A 26,301-nucleotide genomic window follows, 5' to 3' on the forward strand; every position below is an offset into this window, starting at 1 on the left:
GAGGATTTTAATTCAGACTTATTCATTATGAAAAGATATATCAAGACAATCCTTTTATCGGCCGTCCTACTCGTGGGAATCACCGTTTCCTGCAAGGATAGCTTTCTGGACCGCCCACCCCTGGGGGCCATCGCCGAAACATCTCTTACTAATCCCAATGGGGTGAATGGCGCACTCATCGTGGCTTACCGGGGGCTCACCGGCGTGCAAATTGGAGCATGGTACACCAGCGCTAACAACTGGCTTTGGGGTGGGATACGCTCGGACGATTCGTACAAAGGTTCCGAATCGCTGGATCAGGCTACGGAAATCAACCCTGTGGAGCGCTTCGAGGTACTGCCCAACGGGCCATCCGTAGGTAACAAATGGAGGGCGCTCTACGATGGAATCGGTATGGCCAACATCGTGTTGAGGCTGGTAGAGAAGACCCCCGAAATTTCAGCGGAGAACAAGACCAGGATCATCGCCGAAGCCCGCTTTCTACGCGGCTTCCAGCACTTCGAGGCCAAGCGCAACTTTGGCAACGTACCCTATGTGGACGAAACGATCGAAGGTACCGACGCCTATAAGGCGCTGAAAAACGATCAGAGTATTTGGCCGCAGATCGAAGCCGATCTGAAATTCGCCTATGACAACCTTCCCGGCACCCAGACCGCCGTAGGGCGGGTGAATAAATGGGCGGCGGGTGCTTACTACGGCAAAGCGTTGCTGTACCAGAGCAAGTTCAGTGAAGCCAAGGCCGTATTCGATCAGGTGATTGCCAATGGTACTACGAGTAAAGGCGAAAAATATGGTCTGGTGTCTGAATTCAAGAATGTGTTCCGGGGTGAAGAGGAAAACGGAAAAGAAATCATTTTCAGCATCCAGTACACCGTGGGCGACGGGACAGGCGGAGCCAACAGCAACAAGGAAGGCGAGCTGACCAATCCTCACAACGACGGTCCCGGCGGCTGCTGCGGATTTTACCAGCCTTCCCAAACGCTGGTCAATGCCTATCAGGTAGATGCCAAGGGCTTACCCTTTCTCGACACCTACAAAACCATGAATGTGAGGAGCCAGGAATCCGATCCGAACAACTACCCGGATCGGGGTATGCTCGATCCGCGCCTCGACTATACCGTAGGCCGTGTAGGAGTTCCTTACAAAGACTTTGGCCCAGCCAAAGCCACCTGGATTCGCCAGCTGGCCAACGGCGGCCCTTGGCTACCCAACAAAATGATTCAGTGGAAAGATGAGATCGGTACCTATTATATTCCCGGCGGCTGGGGACAAACCCAGTTGGGAAAGAACCAGATTCTGATGCGCTATGCTGATCTGCTCCTTATGGACGCCGAATGCGAGGTTGAGGTGGGTAGCCTGGACAAAGCACTCCAGTACGTCAACATGATCCGCACACGCGCAGCGGGTTCGAGTGTCGTCAAAATGGAGGATGGAAAGCCCGTGGCTGATTATAAAGTTGCGCCCTATTCCGGCCCCTGGACGGATAAGGAAGCGGCTCGCAAGGCCGTGCGCTTCGAACGTTTCATCGAACTGGCTCAGGAAGGGCACCGCTTCTACGATTTGGTGCGCTGGGGCGTGGCCGATGTGGTAATTACGGATTTCCTTAACCGTGAGTCGAAAGTCAGAACCAGTCTGGCGGGCGCCAAATTCACCAAGGGCAAGGACGAATACCTGCCCATCCCTGAGTTTGTGGTCAACCAGAGCAAGGTGGATGGGGTAGCCAACATCAAGCAGAATCCGGGTTACTGATTGTCGACAGGAGAATTAAAAAAGGAGACGGTGTGAATTATGCACCGTCTCCTTTTTTGTTGCCCAGATCTTTCCGGGGCTAGTCCACTTTCTGGCACACTTCTTTACCGATCTAGCCTTACTTCAAGAGGAATTTTCACCGTCGATTCTCAACCTGCTGCCTATGGAGCGTTACTGGCGATACCTGATTCCTGCCATACTCACCCTGCTTTTCATGGGTATATGTAGCAATACGCAGTATTACTACGTATATCTGCTCCTACTCGCAGCCAATATTCTGAACATCTACTGGGGTGAATTCAAAAATGGGGAATTACGCGACGAACTGCGTTTTTTTTACCGGTCCCGGGCTGCTTACACCATAAAATGCATAAATGCGGTGATCCTGATCGGACTAATCGTGTGGGGAATCGTTTTTGTGGATCGGCAAAACTTCTCCTGGGTACACCTTATTGGTTTCAGCGTAACCACCGGACTGCTTACCGGCTGCTTCATCGTCACACTGGCGCACGATCTGCTGCACAGCCACTCCAAAATCCAGAAAGCCTTGTCGGTGCTTCTACTCACCGCGGCCGGCATCCCCCATTTTGCGACGGAGCACGTTTGCGGCCATCACCGGGACATCGGCCTACAGGAAGATCCCACAACCGCCAAACTGAACGAAAATTTCTATTCCTATTTCTTCAAAATCACCTGTCTGAACCTGCGGGAAAGCTACCTTACCCAGTATGGTTTACCGACCTACCTCCGCCGTAAAATTCTGCGCACCAATCTGGCCATGCTGGCGCTGCTGATTACGGTATGGGGCTGCATTTTTGTTTTTAGCCGCCATCCCGCCGCGTGTCTGACCTTTTTTGTTCTGCAGGGATTCATTTCGTATGTACTGTATGAGCTGATCAATTACATTCAGCATTATGGGCTCTTCCGTCAGGATCGCCGAGACGACATTACACTCCAATTGTCCTGGAACTGCTACTACAAATACACCAACTACATCCTGTTTTTGCTACCTCTGCATTCGCTGCATCACCTACCCGTCCGTAGCCGAAAGATAACCGATCTAAAATCAGGCCCTCGGATGCCCTACCTGTATTTCCTGATGATCACGATGGCGCTGCTGCCTCCCCTATGGTTCAGTAAAATGAACGGCCTGGCTATGCGTTACAATCCAAGGCCATCATGAAACAAAAAACCTTTCTGTGGTATGTAGCTATCCCATTGCTTTGTATGGTGGGCAGAGATTGCCCGGCTCAGGACAATTTTGGGCTGCGCTATGTGTTTGGTACCTTACATCCCGGCGGTGATAAAACTGCACCACTGCAACCCCGGAAACTGGACAAAAATGCAGTAGCCGTAATTAACTGGGGCTTCATTGCCTCCTATGAGCGCTACATCTACAAAAAACGCCTGGCCCTAAAAGTGGCGCAGGGCGGGTACAGCGACTGCGCCGAACTGTTTGCCGGGCATACGCATCTGGGCTTCCGGGTCAATTTCCTGAATGGCCGCCGGCATTACCTCGAGTTCGGCTTTGGACCTACTTTCGTGTACCGCCAGAGTTGGAATCGGCTCGACGGGTACGTACAGCAAACGCCCCGGCTAAAAAACTCGGAGCACTGGCAGTATGCTTTCGTATGGTACGGGGGCGAACTGGAATATGACTACAAAATCAGTAAGAACATCGATCTGAATATCAATGTCATTCCCGGCTATCCCGATTTCTATACCTTTGCCATCGGAGCCCGGTACTGGCTGCGTCCCATTCCGGCCAACCGGGACTGGAACAAGCGCAAAGAGTACTAAACTTCAAAACGTGTAGCCCGCTGCCAGCTCTACATGAGCCGCCCGGAAACCGTGGGCTTTGATGGTAGCCCCGATCGAGAATCCGTTGGCAATCTGCTTTTGCAGCTCGCAAGGGTACCAGGCAATTCCGACTTTGGCGTAGGTTCTGCTTTCATCGGCTATGGGCGGAGTCAGGTAGACACCGAACCCGTACCGCGTAACCAAGTGCGCGAAAAGTACCTCTTCCTCAAGGTACCCCGCCAGTTGAGTTTTTTCTCCTTTTCCCACCCTTCCTAGTTCCAGGCCAGCTCCTGTTCGAAAACGGGTACTGTGTTGATAAAAAACCAGTAGCCCAGCCTGGATATTTTGCTGAATCTGATTCTCCGATTTCTTGTAATCATAAAGTCCGTCAGCCAGGTAGAAGCGATACCGCCAGCGTCTAAAGTCCGTTGCCAGTTTGTACGGAATGCGTGTTGGTAATTCACCAAAGGGAAAATAAACCAGTTGCCCGTACCCCAGCCAGGAATTCAGCCCCGCGTTGGGCCGCACCAGGTTTCCGTTGGAAATATGGCTCGCCACGATACCGACCTTGCCAGCAAACCGGGCTCGGGTTTTGAACTGGTACCCTATATCCAGAATTGAAGAAGCATTCAACTTACTTCCCAAGGGTACCTTTTGCATTCTTTCAAAATCGCCCGTAACGTAGGCCAATCCGGTACCGTGCTTGATTTGCCATTGACCTACCTTCGATTCAGCCACGTTAAATTCCAGATAGGGAATCAAAACGAAAACACTACCTGGTCCGCTGGTACCCGGAAACCCGCGGGCCGAGATTTGTAGACCCATTTGTGGGTACCTATGGTCGGCCTGCCAGTACTTTTCTCCGGAAGTCTGCTGGTTGATCTCCAACACAAAACCATACTGCCGGTAGGCGGGAATTTTATCCGTTGAAAAACTGGCTCCTCCCTGAAACCCCGACTGAATGGATAAGCCCTGCCGTGGAAAATCCGTCTGTGCAAAAACACAGCGCGTCATGAAAAGTAAAAGAATGCCGGAGCTAAGCCTCATACTTTTCCGGTCGGGCATGGGTAGGTACCTTCTCATCCATCAGCCGAAACCAGCGGGCGGGAATCCACGCCCTGACCAGCATCTTAGCGAAAGGCAGGGGCATGGATAAGCCGGCAAAATCGCGGATTTCGTCCAGACGTTCTTCCCTTAGATGATGGATGGAGTGCACGGGCATCATATAGTGCATCCAGGTCGAGGTACGGTAGTAGCAATTCCAGGCATGGTGCAGTTGTACCGCTTCGGCCTGCCCGATCTGGTTTGTTTTCCGCCGCAGTCCGTAGTGCTGGATGTAGGTTACCGATTCATAAATCAGTGTGACCAGTATGAACTGCGCCAAAACACAAGCGAATACCCGACCGCCCAGGAACAAGGTACCCATCAGATAAAAAATACAAGCCAGCAGCCGCGCTACGTTGCCCCGGATGATACTACGTTTGCGCGGACGGGGAAAGGTACCCCCCGAAAAAAAAGCATGCGGACGCGTGCCCCAATGGAACGCCGAAAGTAGGTATAAATCCCCTCTCCTACCCGCGCCGTGGCCGGATCGCCGGAGGTACCTACGTGGCGGTGGTGGATATAGATATGGTCCGCTTCGAGGTAGAAAAAGCCATTTTGCAAAAGCAGCGCCGTCGATAGCAAACGATCCATTGTACGAGTGGAGTGCATCAGGTCATGGGCGAGGGAAATGGCAAAGTTGCTGTTGATGATGACGACGGAATAAATAAAAACCACCAGCGCCCAGCCCGCCAGCTCGTGCTGAGCCAGAAATATAAGTACCCAACCATTGAAACCCACAAAGAAAAGTCCGGATGCCGTCTTGAGGTAGGTCATCAACGGACTATGGTGAAAAAAATCGTATTCGGCCACTACCTCCGCCACGCTGAATTGGCCGATTGACTTACGCGCCAGCCCAACGATCAGAATGATTCCCATTGCCACCCACACGAAATTGGTAGCCGCAGTCACCATAAAAACTGTGGTAATGAGCACCGGCAACAAATAGGGAAGCGCGCGCCTGGATGTGGATGATTGCATGGTGTTACGTAAAATAGAGCATTCCCGAGTTTCACTACTATTCCGGTTCGGAGGTACCTGGCCGCAAAAACTCTTCCGTAAAATGTTCCTTTCTGAGTGGTTGCGCAAATTTTTCGGCGTTGTAGGTACCTGAATTACCCCGAGGAATGGAGAGGGATTTCCAGGCATTGTCCCGCAGCATTTTACCGATAAAAACGATCTGCCCCACGTGGTAGGCATAGTGCGCGAGCTGCCGATTGATCGCCTCCGTAACGGTATGTCCTTGGTTGCGGATATAAACCGTATTTTCCAGCTCGGCTTCGGTCAGGGGACGCAGGGCTGCAAACAGGCAGTTCCAGCCTTCATTCCATTTCGTCATCATGTCTTCCCGGTTGGTAATGTCATCGTCGAATTCACCTTCGCGGTCGCGCCATTCTTTTTCCCCATCGGAGGTCAGAAAATCCGTCCAGCGCGACAGCATGTTGCCCCACAGATGTTTTACAATCGCCGCAATGCTGTTGCTGTCTTCGTTGGCTTTCCAGAACAATTGATCGTCCGAAAGCTGGTCAAAGGATTTGTCGCCCAGCATTTTGTAATATTCAAACTGCTTGATGACGCTGGTGAGGTAGGTACTGTTCATACTTGATTTTGGAAAGGTCAACAAAAATAACGCGATGGTAGTACGAATAAAATATATTCCGAGTGCTAAGTAGTATTTCAGTTTTCATCCAAAAAATCCTTTTAGAAAAAATCCTATCTTTGCAAAAAATCATGCGAATACATTCTTTACAATAATCTTCGTTTTCTTTCTCCTTTCGAATAAATTACTGTTTTAATCCTAAAATATTCATTTGTCAGCTTCCCGGAAAAATTCATTTTCCATTCTGGTTGGCATTGACTCGTTCCTGATGAAAAAATACTTCAACCTCTTCGATCTTTCCCAAAAAGTCGACTATAAAACCGAAGTCCTGTCGGGACTGACGGTAGCCCTGGCGTTGGTACCCGAGGCGGTGGCCTTTGCCTTTATCGCCGGACTTTCTCCTTTAACAGGGCTGTATGCGGCTTTTATGATGGGGCTGATCACTTCCATCTTTGGCGGACGTCCCGGTATGATTTCGGGGGCAACGGGCGCGGTGGCAGTAGTGCTGGTCACACTGGCCAAATCACACGGCGTCGAGTATATATTCGCCACAGTGGTGCTGGCCGGCCTCATTCAGGTAGCGGCGGGTGTGCTGCGGCTGGGAAAATTGATGCGGCTGGTACCCCACCCCGTAATTTTCGGCTTCGTGAATGGATTGGCTATCATCATTTTCATGTCGCAGCTGGACCAGTTCAAGGATGTTTCGGGTGCCTGGCTGACGGGTACCCCTTTGTATATTTTACTGGGCCTGGTACTGACTACCATGTTCATTATCTGGGCGATGCCCAAATTCACCAAAGCCATTCCTGCCTCCCTGACCGCCATTTTGGTCGTGTTCGGCATTGTGACGGCTTTCGGCATTGATACCAAAACGGTGGGCGACATGGCTTCCATTCAGGGTGGCTTTCCACCGTTTCATCTGCCCAGGGTACCTTTTACGTTTGAAACCCTGACCCTAATTTTTCCCTACGCCGCCATCGTGGCTGGCGTTGGCCTGATCGAAAGTCTGCTGACCCTGAATATCATCGACGAAATAACCGAGACGCGCGGACGCGGCAACAAAGAAGCCGTGGCTCAGGGTGCCGCCAATATTTTGTCGGGTGTATTTTCGGGCATGGGAGGCTGCGCCATGATCGGACAGAGCTTGATTAACATTTCTTCCGGGGCACGGGCGCGACTGTCGGGTATTGTGGCGTCGGTGATGCTGCTGGTGTTCATTATGTTCGGCTCGGGGCTGATCGAAAAGCTACCCATGGCCGCCCTGACGGGACTGATGATTATGGTAGCCATAGGTACCTTCGAGTGGGCCAGTCTGCGTACTTTTACCAAAATGCCCCGGTCCGACGTGTTCGTGATGGTACTGGTCACCCTAGTCACGGCTGTGCTGCACAACCTGGCTTTGGCCGTAATCGTGGGGGTTATTATTGCCGCGCTGGTTTTTGCCTGGGACAACGCCAAACGTATCCGGGCCCGTAAGCGTTTCGACGAACAGGGAATCAAACATTATGAAATCTACGGACCGCTGTTTTTTGGTTCGGTCACAGCCTTCAATGAGAAATTTGACGTCCTGAACGATCCCGAGGAAATTGTGATTGATTTTGAAGAAAGCCGCGTGGTGGATATGTCGGCCATCGAAGCCCTGAACAAAATTACCGAGCGATATAGCAAGGTAGGTAAGAAAGTACATTTAAAACACCTCAGCCCCGATTGTCGGAAACTGCTCGCCAACGCCGAGGAGTTGATCGATGTGAACGTGCTGGAAGATCCGCGTTACAAAGTGGCGGTGGATATGGTGTAGGGTACTAGGGTACCCCCTTAGACTTCGACGGAAATGTTGTATTTGTGCAGCAAGCCAACCACGCCGGTCAGTGAGAATTTGGCCTTTTTAAGACGATTGTTTTCGGGATCGATCGAATAATTGGACGCCGTTCGAAAATCGGCTTTTTCCAGAATCGTGCAGTCGAAGGTCGCTCCGGCCAAATCGCATTCCACAAAACTTGATTCCGTAAAGTTAGCCTCGGCGAAATCGACTTCCTGCATCGCGCAGTTTTTAAACCGCGTCTTTTTCAGCGTCAGTTTGTAAAAGGAAGACAGGTTCAGCTGGCAGCCGTCGAAGTGCATTTCCAGCAAAAACGGATTGCAGTTTTCAAAGTGCAGCCCTACCATTTTGCACCGAACGAACCGGACATTTTTGAACGCGGTGTTGGAGAGTTTGGCGAGGGTGAGATTGCACTCTTCGAATTCGCAATCCACAAAGGTACCCCCGACAGATCGGTGCCATTGAAGTCACAATCGGTGAAGGTACAGGTTTCGTACTCTCCTCTAGGAAGTTTTTCGGCCGTGAAAGATTGGTGGATGAATTCCTGATTTTCGGTATAGGATGAGTTCATGCGCTTCTTTTTTGGGAAGGAGAGTACCCTAGGCACTTACCCGGCGGTACTTAGTGCCGATGTAATCCACAAAATCCGGCTCCAGACCTTGCTGCCGAATGATAGTCTGAATCTGGGCGCGGTGGTGAATGGAATGGTAGTTCAATTGCAGAGCGATGTCTTGGGGGGTGGCAGCCCAGAAGGTACCATCATAGCCGACAAAGGTGGTTTCGCTGGATAATTCCTCTTCCGTCTTCGACAAAATGTAATTTTGCCAAAGCTCCAGACTTTCGGCCCACTTCTCTTCAAGATCTTCATAGTTGTACACCGGGTCCCACCAACTCATCGCCATAGCGTTTGGGTCCTGGCTGATTCGTGCCATCCATTTCAACTGGGAATTGATCAAATGGCTAAACAACCGGATACTTTCCGAGGGGTCGGGAAGTTCCTTGATTTTGACCAACAAGGTGCGGTTGGTGAGATCATTGAACTGGAAAGTATCCAGTAGGTATTCTTTCATCGGTTCAATATTCGGTACCTGTTTTTCCAAAAAATGTAAATAATCAAAGCGAGGGTCGCTTCAAAGATCTGTGCTTTCATCGTAGTAATAGGGGGTCGATTGCTCCTCCAGCGCCAGGGTCCGCTCCCGCTCCGGAGAAAAGCGGTCTTTGAAGACAACATACACGGCCAGAATCGCAATGAGCTGAAAAAACAGACACACGATCGAGCCTTCGAATCCGAAAGCCCCGCCGTTCCAGATCGTAGGGGCACTGTATTCGGTCAAAAAAAGGTTGTAAAAATTATTTCCACTCACATTGAATCCGAAGATAGGTCCCTGAAAAAAATTCCAGCTAAAATGCAGGGCGATGGGAAACCAGAGGTTTTTGGTAAAAATGTAGGAAAGCCCGAGCAAGATACCCGCCAGAAAAAGATTGATCCCACCCAGCAGTGTAAAGTTGGCATTGAACCCGTGCATCAGACTAAACAGTAGCGCGGAAATAGCCAGCGCCACGTACTTGTCAAAACTGAGCAGTAGATTATTGAGGACGTACCCCCGCATGAGCAGTTCTTCGGTGAAAGCTACAACAATATAAAATCCCAGGCAAAGCAGAAGATCGGCAAAACTGTACTGGAAGGTAATAAAATCCAACTGATCGGTTAGGGTCAGGGCCATAAACCCCAAAAACATTACTTCAAAGCCAACAATGATCCCGATGAGCAGGTCCTTACCCAGGAACGTGGTCTGAAAACCCAGGCTGAGAAACGATTCGCGGTCGACGTACCTTCGAAAAAGCCCGATCAGAAGGGCATTGCCCAGTAAGCTAAAAAAGACAATGATAAAAGCCTGTTCAAGATTTTGGGCGGGAGCGTCGGCAGTTGTCAGGTCGTACCCCGCTACCCAGGCACCCAATGCCTGGAAGGCCCCTACGATCACCAGGTAGGGCAGGATCATTTTCAGTACATTACCTACGCCTCTGCTCCCGTAGTAGATTTTCCGCTCCATACATCCGCTAGCCTTCCAGGGTGATTTTGGATCGATGGCACACGCCCCCGATCGGAGGATTGAACTTGGATACCGCCACGTGGACCTTTTCTACATCGGGGTACTTCTCCCGAATCTTTTCGATCAGCCGGTAGGCGATATGTTCCAGCAGCCGCGAACGTTCGGCCATCACCGCCACTGCGATGCCGTAGAGCTCTTCATAATTGACGGTACCACGCAGACGATCGTTCTGAGCGGCTTTTTCAAAATCGGTATGAATGGTGATATCCAGCGCATACTTGTTGCCGACTTTCTGTTCCTCGTCGTAGAAGCCATGGTAGGCAAAAAACTCCAGCCCTTCGAGTGAGATAGTTCCCAAGATATAAAATTGAAAAGTACGGCCGAAGCTTTGGTAAAATCAGATAGGTTGCCCTGGAAAGAGAAATCAGAAAGTTACCCGATCTGGTCAAAAAACGAGCCTTTGACCTGTGGCTTAGTTTCAGAATCACCTTCGGGCTTGGGTGGGGTATTGGCCACATCCAAATCCTGGGTTTGTTGACGGGTGTGGGCCATTTTTTCCACCTCCGCCAGCGCTTCTTCGGCGGCGTCCGGAGGGGTACCTTCGGCCGAGGGCTCAGATGCGAGCTCCTCATCCTGAGATTCATCCGCCTGCGGTTCTTCGGCGACCGCCGAAATTTCCTCCGCAGTGGATTCCTCGGGTTCTGCCTCTTTATTTTCGGCATCCGAAATTTCAGGCTCCTGGGTCGGCTCTGCTTCATCCGTACCTGTAGGTACCTGCTCGCCCTTACTCGCCGGATTCTTTTTCTCGGAAGGGGTTTCAGCCTCGACAGCCTGATTCTTGATTTCCTCCATGCGTTGGTCGAACGAAGGATCTTTGCTGAATTTTTTCTCGAATCGTTCCACTGCTTCGTGGGTATTGTTGGCCAGCGATTTGAGCTGTACCACCAGATTGTCGCGGTACTTCTCCATAGCCCGGAAGTCGCGCTCCTGGTTCTTCAGCTCATTGATGATTTCTTCCCGGATGTACTTCGACTCATTCTCCGCATCCTGAATGATCATGCTAGCCTTGCGCCGGGCTTCCACGATGGTTTCGTCGGTCTTTTGCCGCGATTCCTGAATATACTTTTCGGCGGCCCGGTTGGCCTGTTCGGTAATCTGGTTGCTGGTATCTTCAGCAGTTTTCAGGGTCCGGAAAAGTGTCATTTCCACGTCCCGCAGTTTGTTGAGTTCTTTTTCGGCAATTTCAAGCTGCATTTTCAGCATCTTGTTTTCATTCATCACGCGTTCCCACTCCTGCGAAAGTGAGTTCAGAAAAGCATTGACCTCATCGACAACATACCCTCTAAATTCTTTTTCAAACGTGTGCTGCCGTATATCGATGGGTGAGATTTTCATTTGAATAGGCGGTTTTATAGAAAAATCGTGCGGTAATCCGGTAATTACAGACTAAAATCGCAAATTTCAAAAACTTATCCAAATAATTACGCATCAGGGCAAATCCTGGCCCGGGGCTAGGTTTCGTCCGCCATTTTCGTCAGAGCTTTAATCCCGAAATTCCCAGACCGAAATTGTGCGGTCGTCGCTGCCCGACGCCAGCCAATCGCCCTCGCTCAGCCACAGGAGTTTGTTGATGGAAGTACCATGCCCGGCGTGCCGGGCCCGGTCGACCACCTTTACCAGCCGGAAGGTATCGGTCCTCCACAGTTTGATGGATTTGTCCATGCTGGCCGTAGCCAGAAACGCACCATCGGCTCGAAATGCCAGGTGATTGATGGCGAACATATGCGCGGGAATGGCATGCACCGGCGTATACTGAGCGGTGGCATCCCATACTCTCAAATGTGCATCGCGTCCTCCCGTGACCAGGTACCTGTCATCGGGCGAATAGCTTGCCGTAAATACGGAGTTGGTGTGCGCCTGGAAGCGTTTTTTCAAATTGAATGTTTCCAGATCGAAAATACCGACGCTATGATCACTGTACCCGGCCGCCAATTCATTTTCCGTTTCGCGTATGGCCAGCGTCCGCACGCTTTTTGTGGATGCCTTCAGGTACTTCTGAATAGCGAACGCCGGAATATCAACGACCACAATCACGCCATCTCCGAGCGCAATGAATGCTTTTTCCCGCCAGATTTTGATGTCGAAAATAGGCGCTGCGCCTATTTTCATAGAAGCCACGACTTTTTTCTGTACAGGATCGATGAGTTGAATTCCCTCGTAGTTTTGTCCCACCCACAGCAGGCCGGTGGCGGGATCGATGGCTATGGCGTACACGGAGGCCTCAATGCGGGCTGTTAGTTCGCCAAGGTCGGGCTTGGCCATATCCCACTTCACTACTAGTCCATCACCGCCCGCCGAATAGAAAGAAGAGCCCGACGCATCGGAAATTAGCGTGTATACACAGTCGCGATGACCCGAAAAAGTATCTATTTTGCGCACATTCATTTAAAGAGGGAGTTTTACCTGGCTTCCGCATAATTGGGTAGTAAACGCAAAGGATATGCCGCTCGTTCATTCAGAAAACATCGCCGAGGTCGGTCGCCTCTTGGTATGGCAGCTGGTCGAAACCGAAGAAGTGCTACGGAAAATGCTGCCTTCATCCGCCGATTTTGAAGAACTCTCGTCTATTTCTCATCCCCAAAAAAAGCGCGAATGGATGGCCGGGCGGATCGTTCTGGCACAAATCGTGGCCGAGGCGGGAGAGGTTTTCAAAGGTACCTGGAAAGATGAGCACGGTAAGCCCTTTCTTATTGATTGCCCCTACCCTATCTCATTGACACACACGCATGACTATGTAGCGGCCGTCATCCATCCTACCCTTTCAGTGGGGATTGATATGGAGCAAAAAAACGACAAGTTGATTCGCACCGCCCGAAAGTACCTAAATGAAAGTGAGTTGTTTGAAGCCAAAAACTCTCTGTCGAAGCTTTGCATGTATTGGTGCGGAAAAGAGGCACTTTACAAGCTAAACGGGCGAAACAATGTGAGTTTCAAAGACAACATTTTCGTTGAAATATTCAACGAAAATAGCAACCTATTGCAGGGTACCTGGCGTGACTCAGGCCGGGAAGTGCGGGCTAGTCTGCAAGTTCGTTGGTTTGGTACCTATTGTCTGATCGTGGCGGTGTAGCTGCTTTATATTTATAATAAATTTTCTTGATCTTTATAAAAAGTCTTATCTAAATAAATATTCAGAAGAAAAATTTGACTATTTAGTTTAATTGTTCATTAATCACTTTACTGACTTCATCTAATATAGTGGACGTATAACCACTTTTCGTAAAAACAACGCTACCTTCTTGATTAATGACAAACAAAGCCGGTGATGCGTAAACCTTATAAAGTGATGCTATTGAATTACCATTATAGACCGAATTCGTGGTAACTAGTCTGTTTTTTAAGAACAGCTCCAACTTATCTTTTTCAGGATCATCAGTAGTATTTACCCCGAGCACAACAACCTTTTCATTGGGAAATTTTTTGTGTAGGGCCTCTAACGAAATCATCTGCTGGATGCAAGGGGCGCACGATTTGAACCAAAAATCCATAACGACAATTTTGCCTTTTAAATCGCTCAGGGCCATAGTACCTCCCGTTAGTAAGGGTAGCTTCCAATCGGGCGCCTGTGAACCCAGAGGCAATAACGCATCCCGGGCTTCTTGTACAGCAGGGTCATAAATTTTTTCAATTTGGTATTCTGAAAGCGCCTCCCGACTGAATTGTTTGGCTTCGATTGGCTTGTCCTTTATATTCGTTATCGAGTAATCAAACATCTGGGTTTCCTCTGCTTTTCCTAGTACCGATTTTAGAATTGTAACACTCTTTATAGGGAGGAAAGATTTAGTAGATACATAATAGTAGCTCTCTACATTGCTTTTTAAATCTTTTGAAATTTCGATATTTTGCAATCTAAAACATTTTTCCCCCAAGATAATTTCGGTGCCTGTTATTTGTAGTTTTTGATTATCATATTGGATCCACTTATTTGTGTTAATTATATAGATAGCACCACTACTAGTATTAAAAGACTCTTCTATATTCGCCGGATAATCCCTTTTACGAATTACTTCCAGTTTTTTATTATACAGAGCAAAAAGCACTTTGCCATCATAAATTTGTTGATAACCATCGTCTTGAAAAGAAGCTAGCTGATATCCTACCAAGGAATCTTCGGGATTCTTTTTGAAGAAACATAAATATGTATGTTCACTACGGGTTGTGTCTCTATCCGTACCAAATCTGGTATTTTTTTCATGAAAAGTAAATTGACCTTGCTCAAATTTTTCAACAGCCTGATTCATCTTGCCAAGGATCTCACTTACACTGAGATCCTGAGCCTCGCTCGTAGTTGAAAAGGCCAACAGAATAGTAGCCAACAAAACCAGTGAAGCTCTCATATCCCTTATTTCAAAAAAATAAAATATTAATCCAGGGCAAATTTTAAAAACCAAATACAGAAATCCCCTATCCTGCGTCGTCTACAATAGACATCAGAATTCGCTCCAATTCTTTAATTTTTTCGGGTTCACCTGCTTTTTCGTAGGAGAGGATGAGGTTGCGCAGCACCCGCTGGATGATTTCCAGGTTGGAACAGGGCTGATAGAAGGATTCCTTCTGGGTTAAGTTCAGTTGGGCGATGTAGTGATCAATGTCGGTTTTGGAAAAAATAATACCCCGGTTAAAAACATTGATGTAGAACTGCGTTTTGTCCTTCTTATAGGTCAAAACAAACAGGTTGGGCAGATTCACCCCGTACACGGGTATATTCAACTTCCGGGCAATGAGCAAATAAATCGCGCACAGTGTAATCGGGTTACCGCGTCGGCTTTCCAGCACCACATTGATCATCGAATTGGAAGCCGAATGGAAACTCTTGGTATTGGCGCCGAAGCCCAGGGTACCGTAGAATACCCCATTCATGGCTTTGACCTGTTCAACAGGGGTACCCTCATCCTCAAACTGCTCCCATACCCGGTAACGGAGCTGGTCGATTTCGGCCTGTAGTTTTTCGATATCAAGGTCAGGATACTGGTAGGTAGCCACAATCCACATACCCTCCAGCAAATCCAGGGCACCGCCGTTTTTCCACTCAGTGAGCCGATCGATCATGACCGCCACCTGTAATTCGTGGATCAGTTCTTCGATTCGACGCTGCGCAATCGGGCTAAAGCTTTCCTCCCATTCCGTTTCCAGAAATGGAATTATCCCCCGGCCCAGAGAACGGATTTTTTCCTCCACGAGGGTTGTCACCTCCGAATCCTCGTCGTCTAGTAACGACACTAGTGCTTTTATTTCTTTTTCATCCATGGCAGCTATCCTGGTGTTTCCTAATATAAGGCTTAAAGAAAAACAATTTTTGAATGGCTGTCAAATTTTCTACTTTTGCCCGGAAAAAAATTGTATTTTCAGTAGAAAAAGTCCCCTCAAATAGGGCTGTGCTTGTATTTTAGACGAAAAAAACTTTTCGCTTCGCTCGTGCTCCTACCTTGGGTCGTTCTGTAAAAAAACTCTAAACTCCTCACTCCTGATTCATGAAAATACTAGTTACGGGTGGTACCGGATTTATCGGTTCTCATACGGTAGTGGAACTGCAAGAAGCTGGCTATCAGCCAGTCATTCTGGATAATTTATATAACTCCAATAAAGAAGTACTGACAGGCCTGAAAGCCATTACGGGCCGCGACACTCCCTTTTATGAAATAGATTCCACTGACGAAGCCGCCGTCAGGAAACTGTTTGAAACCGAAAAATTCGACGGGGTAATCCATTTCGCAGCCTATAAAGCCGTAGGCGAGTCGGTGGCCGAACCACTCAAATACTATGAAAACAACCTGGGTTCGCTGATTGTCCTGCTGAAAGTCATGAAGGATTTTGGGGTAAGTAATTTTGTATTTTCTTCATCCTGTACCGTCTATGGACAGCCCGATGTACTTCCCGTCACTGAAGACACGCCCCGTCAGCCTGCTACCTCGCCTTATGGCAACACCAAGGCCATCAGCGAGGATATCATCCGGGACCATGTCTACGCAAAACCTGGCCTTAAAGCTCTGTCTTTGAGGTACTTCAACCCCGTTGGGGCGCATCCTTCTGCCGAAATCGGCGAGTTGCCTTCGGGCGTCCCCAGCAATCTGGTACCCTACCTGACCCAGGCCGCCGCCGGCCTGCGCGAAAAACTTGTTGTGTTTGGCGACGATTATGACACACCGGATGGTACCTGTATCCGGGATTTCATTCATGTTGTGGACCTGGCCAAAGCCCACGTCAAGGCCCTTGAACTCCTGAACCGCCAGCCCGAAACCAATTTTTACGATGTGTTCAACGTGGGCACTGGCCAGGGCAATACGGTGCTGGAACTGATCGAAACGTTTGAGCGGGCCAATGGCGTCAAGCTCAATTACACCATAGGTCCGCGTCGCCCCGGTGATGTAGAAAAAATCTGGGCGCAGTCGGACAAAGCCAATTCGAAACTTGCATGGAAAACCGAAAAAACATTGGAAGATTCGCTGCGTGATGCATGGCGGTGGCAGCAGAAAATAACAAAGGGCTAACGGTGAAAACGGTGTTTGCTTACTTTTTTATTATGCATTGACGATATTGCTTTTCAATTAAATATATAAATCCATAAGCCCACAGCAACTTGCTGACAGCTACTTATATGAAAAAAATACTTATTACGGGTGGTGCAGGTTTCATTGGATCGCACGTGGTGCGGCGCTTCGTAAACCAGTACCCCGACTACCACGTCTTCAACCTGGATGCGCTGACCTATGCGGGTAATCTGGAAAACCTGCGCGATGTTGAAGATGCGTCCAATTATACCTTTGTGAAAGGCGATATCACGGATGCGGCTTTCCTGGATGCCCTTTTTGCCGAGCATGATTTCCACGGGGTCATCCATCTGGCAGCCGAATCACACGTGGACCGTTCCATCAGCGATCCGCTGGCGTTTGTGGTTACCAATGTGCTGGGTACGGTCAACCTGCTAAACGCCGCCCGCAAGGCCTGGAAAGGCGATTTGGAAAACCATGGTGCGACCAACCGTTTGTTCTACCACGTATCCACCGATGAGGTCTACGGTGAGCTGCACGACCCGAATGAGTTTTTCCTGGAAACCACCCGCTACGACCCGCGCTCGCCCTATTCGGCTTCCAAGGCGTCTTCCGATCATTTCGTGCGTGCCTACCACAGCACCTACAAAATGCCGGTGGTGATCTCGAACTGTTCAAACAATTACGGCCCCAACCATTTCCCCGAAAAGCTGATCCCGCTGATGATCCACAACATCATGCAGAACAAACCCCTGCCCGTGTACGGCGAAGGCGAAAACGTGCGCGACTGGCTGTACGTGGAGGATCACGCCCGCGCCATCGATGTCATTTTCCATAAAGGACGGCGGGGCGAAACCTACAACATCGGCGGCCATAACGAGTGGAAGAACCTGGATCTGGTGCTGTTGCTCTGCAAAATCATGGACGAGAAGCTGGGCCGGCCCCAGGGTACCTCCGAACAGCTCATCACCTACGTCACCGACCGGGCCGGGCACGACCTGCGCTATGCCATCGACGCCACCCGGCTCAAGACCGAACTGGGCTGGGAACCCTCGCTGCAGTTCGCCGAAGGCCTGGAAAAAACCGTGGACTGGTACCTTACCAATCAGGAGTGGCTCACGAACGTCACATCGGGTAATTATCAGAAGTACTACGAAGAAATGTACGGCAATTAGTTGCCCGTCGAGGGTGGAAAGTTGAAAGCCGGTTTCTTGTAAAAGTACCGGCCGCTTTTCACTGTCGACGGTCAACTGTCAACGATCAACTCAATGAAAGGAATTATTCTCGCCGGAGGCTCCGGCACCCGTCTGCACCCCCTGACGCTGGCCGTCAGCAAGCAGCTGATGCCCGTGTATGACAAGCCGATGATCTACTACCCGCTCTCCATACTGATGCTGGCGGGCATCAAGGAAATACTGATCATCTCGACTCCCCACGACCTACCCCACTTCGAGAAACTGCTGGGCGATGGCAGTCGGCTGGGATGTTCATTTCAGTACGCCGTTCAGCCCAGTCCCGACGGCCTGGCGCAGGCCTTCATCATCGGAGAGGAGTTCATCGGAGATGATAAGGTAGCCTTAATCCTGGGCGACAATATTTTCTACGGCTCGGGACTCACCAAACTGCTTCAGGCCAACAACGATCCCGACGGCGGGGTCATTTACGCCTATCAGGTTCAGGACCCCGAACGCTACGGCGTGGTGGAATTCGACGAGCAGTTCAAGGTACTTTCCATTGCGGAGAAACCCGAACAGCCCAAGTCCAACTACGCCGTACCCGGCCTGTATTTCTACGACAACCAGGTCGTTGAGATTGCCAAGAACATCAAGCCCTCGCCCCGCGGCGAGCTGGAGATCACGGACATCAACCGCAGCTATCTCGAATTGGGTAAACTGAAGGTGGGCGTGCTGGACCGGGGTACGGCCTGGCTCGATACGGGTACCTTCCAGTCGCTGATGCAGGCGGGGCAGTTCGTACAGGTCATCGAAGAGCGTCAGGGCCTGAAGATCGGCTGCATCGAAGAGGTAGCCTACCGCATGGGATTTATCGATGCCCGGCAGTTGATGGAAATAGCTCAGCCCTTGGTTAAAAGTGGGTACGGTCGCTATTTGCAACACATTATTGACTGAAATTCACCGCGCAGTCACACGAATTTTGTATAAGATTTCAGGAAAGATGTCGTTTCTTTGATATATTTGAAGTAACAACGTTTATTATTTCCTGCTGCTAATCTGCTACATGGAGTTCATACCCAAGGAAATCGAGGCCTACGCAGAAGCGCATTCCGAACCCGAAAGTGATCTGCTGCGGCGGCTCAACCGCGACACCCACGCCAAAGTCATGCGGCCCCGTATGTTGTCGGGGCACCTACAAGGCAGGCTGCTGGCGTTGTTTTCTCGCCTGGTTCGCCCCCAGCAGATTCTCGAAATCGGTACCTACACGGGTTACTCGGCCCTGTGTCTCTGTGAGGGATTGGCCGAGAACGGAAAACTCATCACCATCGATAGCAACGAAGAACTGGAAGGCTTTGCAAAGGAAACCTTTTCTAAGTCGGAGTACTGCGCCCAGATCGACTTTCGGATTGGAAAAGCACTAGATATACTCCCCACCCTCACCGGTCCTTTTGATCTGGTATTTATTGATGCCGATAAGGTCAACTACGCCCGCTATTATGATATGATTCTTGATAAATTACGGCCGGGAGGGATTATTCTGGCCGACAATGTCTTGTGGAGCGGCAAAGTGGTGGATGAATCGGCCACGCAGTCGGACCGTGACACACAGGCCCTATTGATGTTCAATAAAAAAATCAGGGAGGATGCCCGGGTCAAATGCCTGTTGCTTCCCGTTCGGGATGGAATCATGGTGGCACAGAAAATCTAGCTTTCTGCCGTGCACTTTGTATTCCAGACCTATCCATTCCCAATTCTAATTCATTTACCTGTATCCAAGCCAAGCCCATGTACCGCACAAATTCTATTTTTCTATCACTCGCCACCGTCTGTTTCCTGCTGTTTGCCGGAGCAGACCGTTCGGCATTGGCCCAGGATATTCCCGATATCCCCAATAGTGTCCAGTTCGGCGGTCTGGTGGTGAAGTTCGACAACGGGGCGCGCAAGATCATCGAATCCGATGTCCGCAGCCTGATGGCCAACAAACGGTTTTGGGAAGACAAGATGGATCGTGCCGTCCTTTATTTTCCCATTCTGGAAGCCGTCCTGATTGAAGAGGAGGTACCTATTGACTTCAAGTACCTGGCTGTGCAGGAAAGCTCGCTGACGCCCGATGCCGTTTCATCTTCCAATGCGGTGGGTTTCTGGCAATTCAAGCAGGAAACCGCCCGTGAACTCAATTTACGGGTGGATAATCAGGTTGACGAGCGTAAAAATATCGCTGCTTCCACTCACGCCGCCGCCCGCTACCTTAAGCGCAGCAATGTGCAGTTCAACAACTGGGTGTCCTCGTTGTATTCGTACTACCTGGGCATGGGAGGTATTACCAAACTTATTCCTTCGAATTGGGCTAATGCCCGCGAAGTCACGCTCAATGACCGCACCGATCGGTATGTCCTCCGTTTTTTTGCCCACAAGATTGCCCTGGAGTCAGGCCTGGAGCGCCACCGCACGGCCAATCCCATTGTATTGATGGAGTACTCCAATGCCCGGGGACGCAACTTTGAGGCCGTGGCCCGCGAGTTCAATCTGGATCCCCTCGAACTACGCCGCTACAACCGTTGGCTGGAGTCCGACCAAATTCCTGCCGACCGCGAGTATGCGTTGGTACTGCCGGTATCATTATCCGAAATCACCAACGTCCGGGAAAAACTGGCCATCGTGCGCCAGGACGCCGGCAATGGTATGGACTATGCTTCCGCAGACATAGGCTTTCCGGTATTACGGAAAGCGAGTGTGCAACTGAAAGGACGCAATGATCCGGTTTTTTACGAAATCAACGGCCTTCCCGGCATACGGGCCCGGCCGGGCGACAAGGCTTCTGATCTGGCCAAGGCGGCTAAAATAAGTACGGCGGCCTTTCTGAAATACAATGACCTGGGTAGTCGAGATCCACTGGTACCCGGCGACGTGTACTACCTGGCCATGAAAAACAAGAAAGCGATGGTACCGTTCCATACGGCCCGCGAGAATGAAACCATTCGTAACATCTCACAAATTTACGGGCTAAGGATTCGGGATCTGATGAAATACAACCGGATTTCCAACCGGAACATGCGCTTGCAAAAAGGTAGGGTGATGTGGCTGATGAAAAAGAGACCAGCCAAGACGCCCATTGAGATCATCGATAGTAAGGCGCCTGTGAACGATAACGTAGTCGCTCAGCCGGAACTAATCAGTAGTGCTCCGGCCCCTACTATTCCGCAGACTCCCTCCGAACGAAAAAAATATACCCCTAAGCTGGCTGATGGTGCCCCCCTCGGGTCTGTTCAGGAGGAACCTGCCAAATCAGCACCTACCCAATCTACCCAAATGGAGCCGGTTCCTGCCAAAACCCCGGTACCCGTTGTGGAGGATAAGCCTGTGGCCACAACCCCGCCCGTTCAGTCTACCCCCGCACGGGCATCGGGCGGAAGCAACGACCGGATTGTGATTATTTCATCCCAAAACGACACGTCTTCGCCTGCATTCGAATCAGAAACCAGCACTCCTACCCGCAACCGCACCACCACGACCCCACCTCCGACCAAAAGCACTCCCAGTACGACAACCAATCCCTCAACCAATACCAAGGTACCCACCCGGACTCCACCAGCCAAAGGTACCCCCCGGTATCATTCAGTGGAAAAGGGACAAACCTATTACAGTATCTCGCGGCAATACAATGTAAAAATAAGCGACCTGCTCGCCTGGAATCAACTCACGTTGAAGGATCAGTTGGAAATTGGCCAGCAGCTGGTCGTAAGCCCATCGGGTGGTACCTCTGGTACCTCATCAAGCAGCGCTGTTCCAGCGGCCAGCTCATCCGCTACCCGCGCCGAGTACACGGTACATACCGTCACTTCGGGCGAAACCCTGTTTCGGATTTCGCAGAATTATGGAGTAAGTATTGCCGACATCCAGCGGATGAACAATATGAGCGGAGTCAGCGTCATTCTTGGCGAAAAATTAAAAATTCCGAAAAATTAATCAGGTACCCTACGCCGGGTCTGCTGGTGGCAGCTCGTGGCTGATTGCACAATAATACCCGCATACTAGTTCAATCATGATATTAATCGACAATACCTGCGTCAGCGATGACCTGGGCGACCAGTTTTTCGTTTGTAATCTGCAAAAGTGCCAGGGGGCCTGCTGCGTGGAAGGTGATTCGGGTGCTCCCCTGGAAGATACCGAACTACCCATAATGAAGCGAATTTACCGCCATGTAGAGCCCTATCTTTCGGAGGCCGGAAAAGCGGTCATCGCTCGGGAAGGTGTCTACACCAAGGACTGGGAGGGGGACATAGTGACACCCGTCATAGACGGCAAAGAGTGCGCCTATGCCTTTTATGATGAAAAGAATATTCTGAAATGTGGGATCGAAGCTGCGTACAACGACGGAAAGATTGATTTCAAAAAACCGATTTCCTGCCATCTCTACCCGATTCGGGTCACAAAGTACGAACAGTACCATGCCCTTAACTACGACCGATGGGATATCTGTAGTCCGGCCTGTGAGCTGGGCGAAAGCCTGGGCGTGCCACTATACAAGTTTTTGAAAGAACCCCTCATCCGGGCTTACGGTGAGGCCTGGTATGCAGAATTGGTAAAAGAAGTAGAAGAACGGAACCCTACCCCCGATGCCATCTCGTGATTTTTTTGAGGATGTTTACGATGTAGTGAGGCTCATTCCCCCTGGCCGCGTAACCTCCTACGGGGCTATTGCGGCGTATCTGGGTTCTAAGCGGGGGGCACGGATGGTAGGCTGGGCCATGAACAACTGCCACGCCCGGCCTGATGTGCCTGCCCAGCGTGTGGTAAATCGGAATGGGGTACTTAGCGGGAAAAATTTCTTTGGCAGTCCTGAACGTATGCAGGAATTGCTCGAAGCAGAGGGAATCCAGATTGAAAATGATCAGATCGTTCATTTCGATCGGTGTTTCTGGGATCCCGCGGTAGAATTGGGATAGGGGGTTTATTCAGGATCTGAAAGATTTTTTCTCATTTTTTTGTCTTCCAGATATTCAACAAAGTAGGAGCACCAAATTCCTCCGGTGATTGAGGCCATAAAAAACAGTAAAACTTCCATTGCAGATCGATTGTAGTTGGTTTTTCCCCAAATTGTAAAAAATTAAACCACTCCGAAAAATCACCTTTCCTGAATGGTATTGGGGAAATGTTTTCGCACTTAGTCCACCACAATTTCACGGTCACCCTTTTTTCACTTTCCCCAGTGAGAGCAGCCAGAGCCCCAGGAAAGTAAGCAGACCGTTCAGGATCAACCGCTCAAACCCTATTTTATAGCCCCCCAACCAGGCCGCCGAGTTCTGATTCACCACATAGGTCAAAATGGGGGCAAGTATACACACGAGGGGTACCAGGCGGTCACGCACGGGACGCTTAAGGAACAAACCGAAACTGAACAGCCCCAGAAGAGGCCCATAGGTGTACCCCGCCAGATCAAAAACAGCCGTGATGACCTCCTTGCTATTCAACTGATTGAACAGCAGGATAACGACATAAAAGAGTACAGAAAACCCGATGTGTACCCAGAATTTGGTACGTGAGCGCACCGCTTCGGGTTTTCCTTCCACATTCATAAAATCAATGCAGAAAGCCGTAGTCAGAGCCGTGAGGGCCGAATCGGAACTAGCGTAGGTGGCCGCTGTGATACCCAGCAAGAATGTAATACCTACTACCAATCCCAGATTGTTCAGCGCCAGCATGGGGTAAAAATCATCCGTTTTGGCAGGAAGTGCAATGCCTTTCTCGCTGGCGTACACATACAGTAAAGCACCCAGCGAAAGGAAGAGGAGGTTGACGACCACCAGTACCACCGTAAACCAGAACATGTTCTTCTGCGCCTCGCCGATGTTCTTGCAGGTAAGATTTTTTTGCATGAGATCCTGATCCATGCCTGTCATGACAATGGCGATGAAAGCACCGGCAAAAAATTGCTTAAAGAAGTTCTTAGGATCATTGGCATCCCAGTAGAATATTTTTGAATAGGCACTTTCCTGCACGGTAGAAACCATTTCAGAAAAACCCGAAAGATTCAATTCACGGCATACCAGCACGATGGTCAATACGACGGCAGTCACCAGGAACGTAGTTTGTAGAGTATCGGTGATAATAATGGTTTTGATACCACCCTTGAAAGTATAAATCCAGATCAACAGGATGGTGATGGCTACTGCCACCTCGAAAGGTACCCCCAGAGGACCGAAAAGGGCGATTTGCAGTACGCCCGCCGCGACGTACAGCCGTACCGCCGAACCCACCGTGCGGGATACCAGAAAAATAGCGGAACCCGATTTGTAAGACCAGAAGCCGAACCGATCGCTGAAATAGGAATAGATGGAAATGAGATTGAGGCGGTAGTACAATGGCATGAGTATGGTGCCGATCACGAGATACCCCAAAATGTACCCTATGACTACCTGAAAATACGAAAACTGAATATTGAGGACCGCACCCGGGACTGATACGAAAGTTACGCCCGAAAGCGAGGTACCGATCATCCCGAAAGCTACCAGATACCAAGGCGACTGCCGGTTGGCGGTGAAGAAGGTGGCGGTGTCTGCACCCCTGGAGGTGTAGACAGACACAACGATCAGCATTCCAAAATAAGCCACCAGAATAGCCAGGGCAATGTAAGGATTCATGAAAATGGAGATTAACTTTATGGAGGGTAAACGGGTTATAAAGAATGACCCGGTCTTTCCGATAGTCCTTCTTTTTGATTAATTTTGCTAATCAAACGTAAATTTGACTGTAATGCAAACCCATATAGAAACCGACGTAGAAGTTTTGGAAGAAACCGTGGAAACGGAAGTGCGGACGCTCGTTGTGTTCAACGATGAAGTCAATACATTTGACTGGGTCATCGATACCCTGATTAAAGTGTGCAACCATACGCCTGAACAAGCTGAACAATGTACCCTGATTATCCATTTTAAGGGAAAGTGTTCTGTGAAGGAAGGGGAATTCGATTCGCTGGTGCCGATGCGTAATGAAATCTGCCACCGGGGCATATCCGCCGAGATCTGTTAAAGCCGCCGTACGAGCATTCTATGAATTATCCTTCACAACTGATTGAAAATGCCGTCAACGAAATTTCAAAACTGCCTGGCATTGGAAAAAAAACCGCCCTGCGGCTGACCCTTCACCTGCTCAAACGGGAAGAACAGCAAACCCGCTCGCTATCGGAAGCATTGGTTGCCATGCGCACCCAGTCTCAGTTTTGCAGGCGGTGCCACAATATCTCAGACGGTGAACTTTGTAACATTTGTAAAAGTCCAAAACGAGAAGCCTCGCTGCTGTGCGTGGTGGTGGATACCCGCGACGTACTAGCCATTGAAAATACCAGCCAATTTAACGGCACCTACCACGTGCTGGGTGGGATTATCTCACCCCTGGAAGGTATTGGACCGGCCGACTTACACATCGACTCCCTGCTGGCCCGTATCGTCGATGAGGAAATCCGGGAGGTGATTCTGGCGCTGAGTCCCACGATGGAAGGGGATACTACTGCTTTTTATTTACAAAAGAAATTGAAACCCCTGGGGGTGAAGATCAGTACCATCGCGCGGGGAATTCCTATTGGCGGTGACCTTGAGTATGCCGATGAGGTAACTCTGGGGCGAAGTATCGTGAGCCGGGTGGCTTACGATTAATTTTTTATCCTAAAACCTTACTAACTATGAACCGTATTGAGTTTTTGCGCTCGCTGGCGGGCACTACCCTGGCCGTAGGAGCGCTGGCCACTAACTCGGCCTGCCAGACGTCTTCCAAGGAAGGAGCCGAAATGATGGCCCCCTATTCCCAGGAGCCCCTACCCTATGACTTTGGGGCCTTGGAGCCCTCCATCGACAAAATGACGATGGAAATCCATTATGGAAAGCACCATGCAGGCTACGTGAGTAAACTCAATGACGCAGTGAAGGGAACGGAGTACGAGAAAATGGCACTCACTGATATTTTCAAAAATATGGGCAACGCCCCTGATGCTGTCCGTAATAATGGCGGTGGCCACTGGAACCACACTTTCTTTTGGAAAGCTATGGCACCCGGCAAAGGGGGTACCCCAACCGGAGCCGTAGCGGATGCTATCAACGGGCAGTTTGGTTCATTCGATGGTTTTAAGGAAGCTTTCGGGAAAGAAGCAGCCGGGCGTTTTGGCTCGGGATGGGCATGGCTGGTCGCGCAGGATGGGAAACTGGCCTTAGGCTCTACCCCTAATCAGGACAACCCACTCATGAGTATTTCTGATTTTAAAGGTACCCCGCTGCTGGGCCTCGACGTGTGGGAACACGCCTACTACCTTAAGTACCAAAATAAGCGCGCCGACTACGTAGGTGCCTTCTGGGATATTGTGAACTGGGATCGGGTAGGTGAGCTGATGAGTAATTCTAAGGCGTAAGCTGTTCTTTGTTGCCTCATGTTCATTCATAAAACTCAAAAAGCCCGCAACTTTACG

The 26,301-nt window shown here is 50.0% G+C and carries 27 protein-coding genes and 1 pseudogene; 15 read left to right on the forward strand and 13 right to left on the reverse strand.

Features of this window, described 5'->3' with window-relative positions; genetic code table 11:
* Positions 1-27: 27 nt before the first annotated feature.
* The 3 genes from GBK04_RS05850 to GBK04_RS05860 all read left to right on the forward strand — a co-directional run bounded on the left by GBK04_RS05850 (position 28) and on the right by GBK04_RS05860 (position 3,549).
* On the forward strand, positions 28-1,749 hold the full coding sequence (locus GBK04_RS05850) for a RagB/SusD family nutrient uptake outer membrane protein (protein ID WP_152757719.1): 1,722 nt from the start codon (positions 28-30) through the stop codon (positions 1,747-1,749).
* A gap of 163 nt (positions 1,750-1,912) precedes the next feature.
* The gene (locus GBK04_RS05855; protein ID WP_152757720.1) at positions 1,913-2,932 is read left to right on the forward strand and encodes a fatty acid desaturase; all 1,020 of its coding nucleotides are present in this window, start codon (positions 1,913-1,915) and stop codon (positions 2,930-2,932) included.
* A complete protein-coding gene (locus GBK04_RS05860; protein WP_152757722.1) occupies positions 2,929-3,549 on the forward strand; it encodes a hypothetical protein in 621 nt (206 codons plus the stop codon). The genes GBK04_RS05855 and GBK04_RS05860 overlap by 4 nt, the downstream gene beginning before the upstream one ends.
* A 3-nt stretch (positions 3,550-3,552) precedes the next feature.
* On the opposite strand, the gene GBK04_RS05865 is transcribed toward GBK04_RS05860, so the two are convergent.
* The 3 genes and pseudogenes from GBK04_RS05865 to GBK04_RS05880 all read right to left on the reverse strand — a co-directional run bounded on the left by GBK04_RS05865 (position 3,553) and on the right by GBK04_RS05880 (position 6,250).
* Positions 3,553-4,563 (reverse strand): acyloxyacyl hydrolase, encoded by a 1,011-nt coding sequence (locus tag GBK04_RS05865; RefSeq protein WP_373330746.1) that lies wholly within the window; start codon positions 4,561-4,563, stop codon positions 3,553-3,555.
* 22 nt (positions 4,564-4,585) lie between these two features.
* Positions 4,586-5,631 (reverse strand): annotated as a pseudogene (locus GBK04_RS30355) (fatty acid desaturase).
* Between the two features lie 37 nt (positions 5,632-5,668).
* Positions 5,669-6,250, reverse strand: a complete 582-nt coding sequence (locus tag GBK04_RS05880; RefSeq protein WP_152757728.1) for a DUF1572 domain-containing protein — start codon at positions 6,248-6,250, stop codon at positions 5,669-5,671.
* Between the two features lie 268 nt (positions 6,251-6,518).
* Between GBK04_RS05880 and GBK04_RS05885 the strand changes: the two genes are divergently transcribed.
* Positions 6,519-8,048, forward strand: a complete 1,530-nt coding sequence (locus GBK04_RS05885) for a SulP family inorganic anion transporter (RefSeq protein ID WP_152757730.1) — start codon at positions 6,519-6,521, stop codon at positions 8,046-8,048.
* Positions 8,049-8,065: 17 nt separating this feature from the next.
* On the opposite strand, the gene GBK04_RS05890 is transcribed toward GBK04_RS05885, so the two are convergent.
* From GBK04_RS05890 to GBK04_RS05915, 7 genes are all read right to left on the reverse strand, one after another.
* Positions 8,066-8,503, reverse strand: coding sequence for a pentapeptide repeat-containing protein (locus GBK04_RS05890; protein WP_373330747.1), 438 nt, complete (start codon positions 8,501-8,503; stop codon positions 8,066-8,068).
* Entirely contained in the window at positions 8,410-8,640 is a 231-nt protein-coding gene (locus tag GBK04_RS30360) for a hypothetical protein (protein ID WP_373331491.1), read from the reverse strand. Before GBK04_RS30360 ends, GBK04_RS05890 begins: the two co-directional genes overlap by 94 nt.
* A gap of 28 nt (positions 8,641-8,668) precedes the next feature.
* Positions 8,669-9,139: a DinB family protein gene (locus GBK04_RS05895; protein ID WP_152757732.1), complete on the reverse strand. Its 471-nt coding sequence runs from the start codon at positions 9,137-9,139 to the stop codon at positions 8,669-8,671.
* Positions 9,140-9,199: 60 nt separating this feature from the next.
* Positions 9,200-10,123: a CPBP family intramembrane glutamic endopeptidase gene (locus GBK04_RS05900; RefSeq protein ID WP_152757733.1), complete on the reverse strand. Its 924-nt coding sequence runs from the start codon at positions 10,121-10,123 to the stop codon at positions 9,200-9,202.
* A 7-nt stretch (positions 10,124-10,130) separates the two neighbouring features.
* A complete protein-coding gene (folB, locus tag GBK04_RS05905) occupies positions 10,131-10,481 on the reverse strand; it encodes a dihydroneopterin aldolase (RefSeq protein WP_152757734.1) in 351 nt (116 codons plus the stop codon).
* A gap of 74 nt (positions 10,482-10,555) precedes the next feature.
* Positions 10,556-11,518 (reverse strand): DivIVA domain-containing protein, encoded by a 963-nt coding sequence (locus GBK04_RS05910; protein WP_152757736.1) that lies wholly within the window; start codon positions 11,516-11,518, stop codon positions 10,556-10,558.
* A gap of 147 nt (positions 11,519-11,665) precedes the next feature.
* On the reverse strand, positions 11,666-12,568 hold the full coding sequence (locus GBK04_RS05915) for a WD40 repeat domain-containing protein (RefSeq protein WP_152757738.1): 903 nt from the start codon (positions 12,566-12,568) through the stop codon (positions 11,666-11,668).
* A 55-nt stretch (positions 12,569-12,623) separates the two neighbouring features.
* On the opposite strand from GBK04_RS05915, the gene GBK04_RS05920 reads away from it, so the two are divergent.
* Entirely contained in the window at positions 12,624-13,253 is a 630-nt protein-coding gene (locus GBK04_RS05920) for a 4'-phosphopantetheinyl transferase family protein (protein ID WP_152757740.1), read from the forward strand.
* An 82-nt stretch (positions 13,254-13,335) separates the two neighbouring features.
* On the opposite strand, the gene GBK04_RS05925 is transcribed toward GBK04_RS05920, so the two are convergent.
* Both GBK04_RS05925 and GBK04_RS05930 read right to left on the reverse strand, forming a co-directional pair.
* Positions 13,336-14,520 carry a redoxin domain-containing protein gene (locus tag GBK04_RS05925; protein WP_152757741.1) on the reverse strand — a complete coding sequence of 395 codons (1,185 nt, stop codon included), beginning with the start codon at positions 14,518-14,520 and terminating at the stop codon, positions 13,336-13,338.
* A 67-nt stretch (positions 14,521-14,587) separates the two neighbouring features.
* Positions 14,588-15,430 carry a transglutaminase-like domain-containing protein gene (locus tag GBK04_RS05930; protein ID WP_152757743.1) on the reverse strand — a complete coding sequence of 281 codons (843 nt, stop codon included), beginning with the start codon at positions 15,428-15,430 and terminating at the stop codon, positions 14,588-14,590.
* Between the two features lie 224 nt (positions 15,431-15,654).
* Between GBK04_RS05930 and galE the strand changes: the two genes are divergently transcribed.
* The 7 genes from galE to GBK04_RS05965 all read left to right on the forward strand — a co-directional run bounded on the left by galE (position 15,655) and on the right by GBK04_RS05965 (position 22,792).
* A complete protein-coding gene (gene galE / locus GBK04_RS05935) occupies positions 15,655-16,671 on the forward strand; it encodes a UDP-glucose 4-epimerase GalE (RefSeq protein WP_152757745.1) in 1,017 nt (338 codons plus the stop codon).
* Between the two features lie 107 nt (positions 16,672-16,778).
* Complete coding sequence (rfbB, locus tag GBK04_RS05940; RefSeq protein ID WP_152757747.1) at positions 16,779-17,846, forward strand: dTDP-glucose 4,6-dehydratase; 1,068 nt, start codon at positions 16,779-16,781, stop codon at positions 17,844-17,846.
* A 93-nt stretch (positions 17,847-17,939) separates the two neighbouring features.
* On the forward strand, positions 17,940-18,800 hold the full coding sequence (rfbA, locus tag GBK04_RS05945; RefSeq protein ID WP_152757749.1) for a glucose-1-phosphate thymidylyltransferase RfbA: 861 nt from the start codon (positions 17,940-17,942) through the stop codon (positions 18,798-18,800).
* 109 nt (positions 18,801-18,909) lie between these two features.
* Entirely contained in the window at positions 18,910-19,554 is a 645-nt protein-coding gene (locus tag GBK04_RS05950) for an O-methyltransferase (protein ID WP_152757750.1), read from the forward strand.
* A gap of 77 nt (positions 19,555-19,631) precedes the next feature.
* Positions 19,632-21,812: a LysM peptidoglycan-binding domain-containing protein gene (locus tag GBK04_RS05955; protein WP_152757752.1), complete on the forward strand. Its 2,181-nt coding sequence runs from the start codon at positions 19,632-19,634 to the stop codon at positions 21,810-21,812.
* A 76-nt stretch (positions 21,813-21,888) separates the two neighbouring features.
* Positions 21,889-22,476: a DUF3109 family protein gene (locus GBK04_RS05960; protein WP_152757754.1), complete on the forward strand. Its 588-nt coding sequence runs from the start codon at positions 21,889-21,891 to the stop codon at positions 22,474-22,476.
* Positions 22,463-22,792 carry an MGMT family protein gene (locus GBK04_RS05965; RefSeq protein ID WP_152757756.1) on the forward strand — a complete coding sequence of 110 codons (330 nt, stop codon included), beginning with the start codon at positions 22,463-22,465 and terminating at the stop codon, positions 22,790-22,792. Before GBK04_RS05960 ends, GBK04_RS05965 begins: the two co-directional genes overlap by 14 nt.
* Positions 22,793-23,032: 240 nt before the next feature.
* Here the strand turns inward: GBK04_RS05965 and GBK04_RS05970 are convergent, their stop codons facing one another.
* The gene (locus GBK04_RS05970; RefSeq protein WP_152757758.1) at positions 23,033-24,487 is read right to left on the reverse strand and encodes a sodium:solute symporter; all 1,455 of its coding nucleotides are present in this window, start codon (positions 24,485-24,487) and stop codon (positions 23,033-23,035) included.
* 112 nt (positions 24,488-24,599) lie between these two features.
* On the opposite strand from GBK04_RS05970, the gene GBK04_RS05975 reads away from it, so the two are divergent.
* From GBK04_RS05975 to GBK04_RS05985, 3 genes are read left to right on the forward strand one after another with little or no spacing between them, the layout of a single operon-like run.
* Positions 24,600-24,875, forward strand: a complete 276-nt coding sequence (locus GBK04_RS05975; RefSeq protein ID WP_152757760.1) for an ATP-dependent Clp protease adaptor ClpS — start codon at positions 24,600-24,602, stop codon at positions 24,873-24,875.
* A 20-nt stretch (positions 24,876-24,895) separates the two neighbouring features.
* Positions 24,896-25,498, forward strand: a complete 603-nt coding sequence (gene recR / locus GBK04_RS05980) for a recombination mediator RecR (protein WP_152757761.1) — start codon at positions 24,896-24,898, stop codon at positions 25,496-25,498.
* A 26-nt stretch (positions 25,499-25,524) separates the two neighbouring features.
* Positions 25,525-26,244, forward strand: a complete 720-nt coding sequence (locus GBK04_RS05985; RefSeq protein WP_373330748.1) for a superoxide dismutase — start codon at positions 25,525-25,527, stop codon at positions 26,242-26,244.
* Positions 26,245-26,301 lie beyond the last annotated feature (57 nt).

It is taken from the genome of Salmonirosea aquatica (genome assembly GCF_009296315.1).
GTDB classification, from domain to species: Bacteria; Bacteroidota; Bacteroidia; order Cytophagales; family Spirosomataceae; genus Salmonirosea; species Salmonirosea aquatica.

Bases quoted from the DNA above. Each gene is read 5' to 3' on its own strand.
- GBK04_RS05925 (WP_152757741.1), bottom strand. From the start codon at position 14,520: ATGAGAGCTTCACTGGTTTTGTTGGCTACTATTCTGTTGGCCTTTTCA.
- GBK04_RS05970 (WP_152757758.1), bottom strand. From the start codon at position 24,487: ATGAATCCTTACATTGCCCTGGCTATTCTGGTGGCTTATTTTGGAATG.
- GBK04_RS05975 (WP_152757760.1), top strand. From the start codon at position 24,600: ATGCAAACCCATATAGAAACCGACGTAGAAGTTTTGGAAGAAACCGTG.
- GBK04_RS05850 (WP_152757719.1), top strand. From the start codon at position 28: ATGAAAAGATATATCAAGACAATCCTTTTATCGGCCGTCCTACTCGTG.
- GBK04_RS05880 (WP_152757728.1), bottom strand. From the start codon at position 6,250: ATGAACAGTACCTACCTCACCAGCGTCATCAAGCAGTTTGAATATTAC.
- GBK04_RS05855 (WP_152757720.1), top strand. From the start codon at position 1,913: ATGGAGCGTTACTGGCGATACCTGATTCCTGCCATACTCACCCTGCTT.
- recR (WP_152757761.1), top strand. From the start codon at position 24,896: ATGAATTATCCTTCACAACTGATTGAAAATGCCGTCAACGAAATTTCA.
- GBK04_RS05965 (WP_152757756.1), top strand. From the start codon at position 22,463: ATGCCATCTCGTGATTTTTTTGAGGATGTTTACGATGTAGTGAGGCTC.
- GBK04_RS05985 (WP_373330748.1), top strand. From the start codon at position 25,525: ATGAACCGTATTGAGTTTTTGCGCTCGCTGGCGGGCACTACCCTGGCC.
- GBK04_RS05900 (WP_152757733.1), bottom strand. From the start codon at position 10,123: ATGGAGCGGAAAATCTACTACGGGAGCAGAGGCGTAGGTAATGTACTG.
- GBK04_RS05885 (WP_152757730.1), top strand. From the start codon at position 6,519: ATGAAAAAATACTTCAACCTCTTCGATCTTTCCCAAAAAGTCGACTAT.
- GBK04_RS05955 (WP_152757752.1), top strand. From the start codon at position 19,632: ATGTACCGCACAAATTCTATTTTTCTATCACTCGCCACCGTCTGTTTC.
- GBK04_RS05930 (WP_152757743.1), bottom strand. From the start codon at position 15,430: ATGGATGAAAAAGAAATAAAAGCACTAGTGTCGTTACTAGACGACGAG.
- GBK04_RS30360 (WP_373331491.1), bottom strand. From the start codon at position 8,640: ATGAACTCATCCTATACCGAAAATCAGGAATTCATCCACCAATCTTTC.
- GBK04_RS05960 (WP_152757754.1), top strand. From the start codon at position 21,889: ATGATATTAATCGACAATACCTGCGTCAGCGATGACCTGGGCGACCAG.
- galE (WP_152757745.1), top strand. From the start codon at position 15,655: ATGAAAATACTAGTTACGGGTGGTACCGGATTTATCGGTTCTCATACG.
- GBK04_RS05950 (WP_152757750.1), top strand. From the start codon at position 18,910: ATGGAGTTCATACCCAAGGAAATCGAGGCCTACGCAGAAGCGCATTCC.
- GBK04_RS05910 (WP_152757736.1), bottom strand. From the start codon at position 11,518: ATGAAAATCTCACCCATCGATATACGGCAGCACACGTTTGAAAAAGAA.
- GBK04_RS05895 (WP_152757732.1), bottom strand. From the start codon at position 9,139: ATGAAAGAATACCTACTGGATACTTTCCAGTTCAATGATCTCACCAAC.
- GBK04_RS05915 (WP_152757738.1), bottom strand. From the start codon at position 12,568: ATGAATGTGCGCAAAATAGATACTTTTTCGGGTCATCGCGACTGTGTA.
- GBK04_RS05865 (WP_373330746.1), bottom strand. From the start codon at position 4,563: ATGACGCGCTGTGTTTTTGCACAGACGGATTTTCCACGGCAGGGCTTA.
- rfbA (WP_152757749.1), top strand. From the start codon at position 17,940: ATGAAAGGAATTATTCTCGCCGGAGGCTCCGGCACCCGTCTGCACCCC.
- GBK04_RS05920 (WP_152757740.1), top strand. From the start codon at position 12,624: ATGCCGCTCGTTCATTCAGAAAACATCGCCGAGGTCGGTCGCCTCTTG.
- rfbB (WP_152757747.1), top strand. From the start codon at position 16,779: ATGAAAAAAATACTTATTACGGGTGGTGCAGGTTTCATTGGATCGCAC.
- GBK04_RS05860 (WP_152757722.1), top strand. From the start codon at position 2,929: ATGAAACAAAAAACCTTTCTGTGGTATGTAGCTATCCCATTGCTTTGT.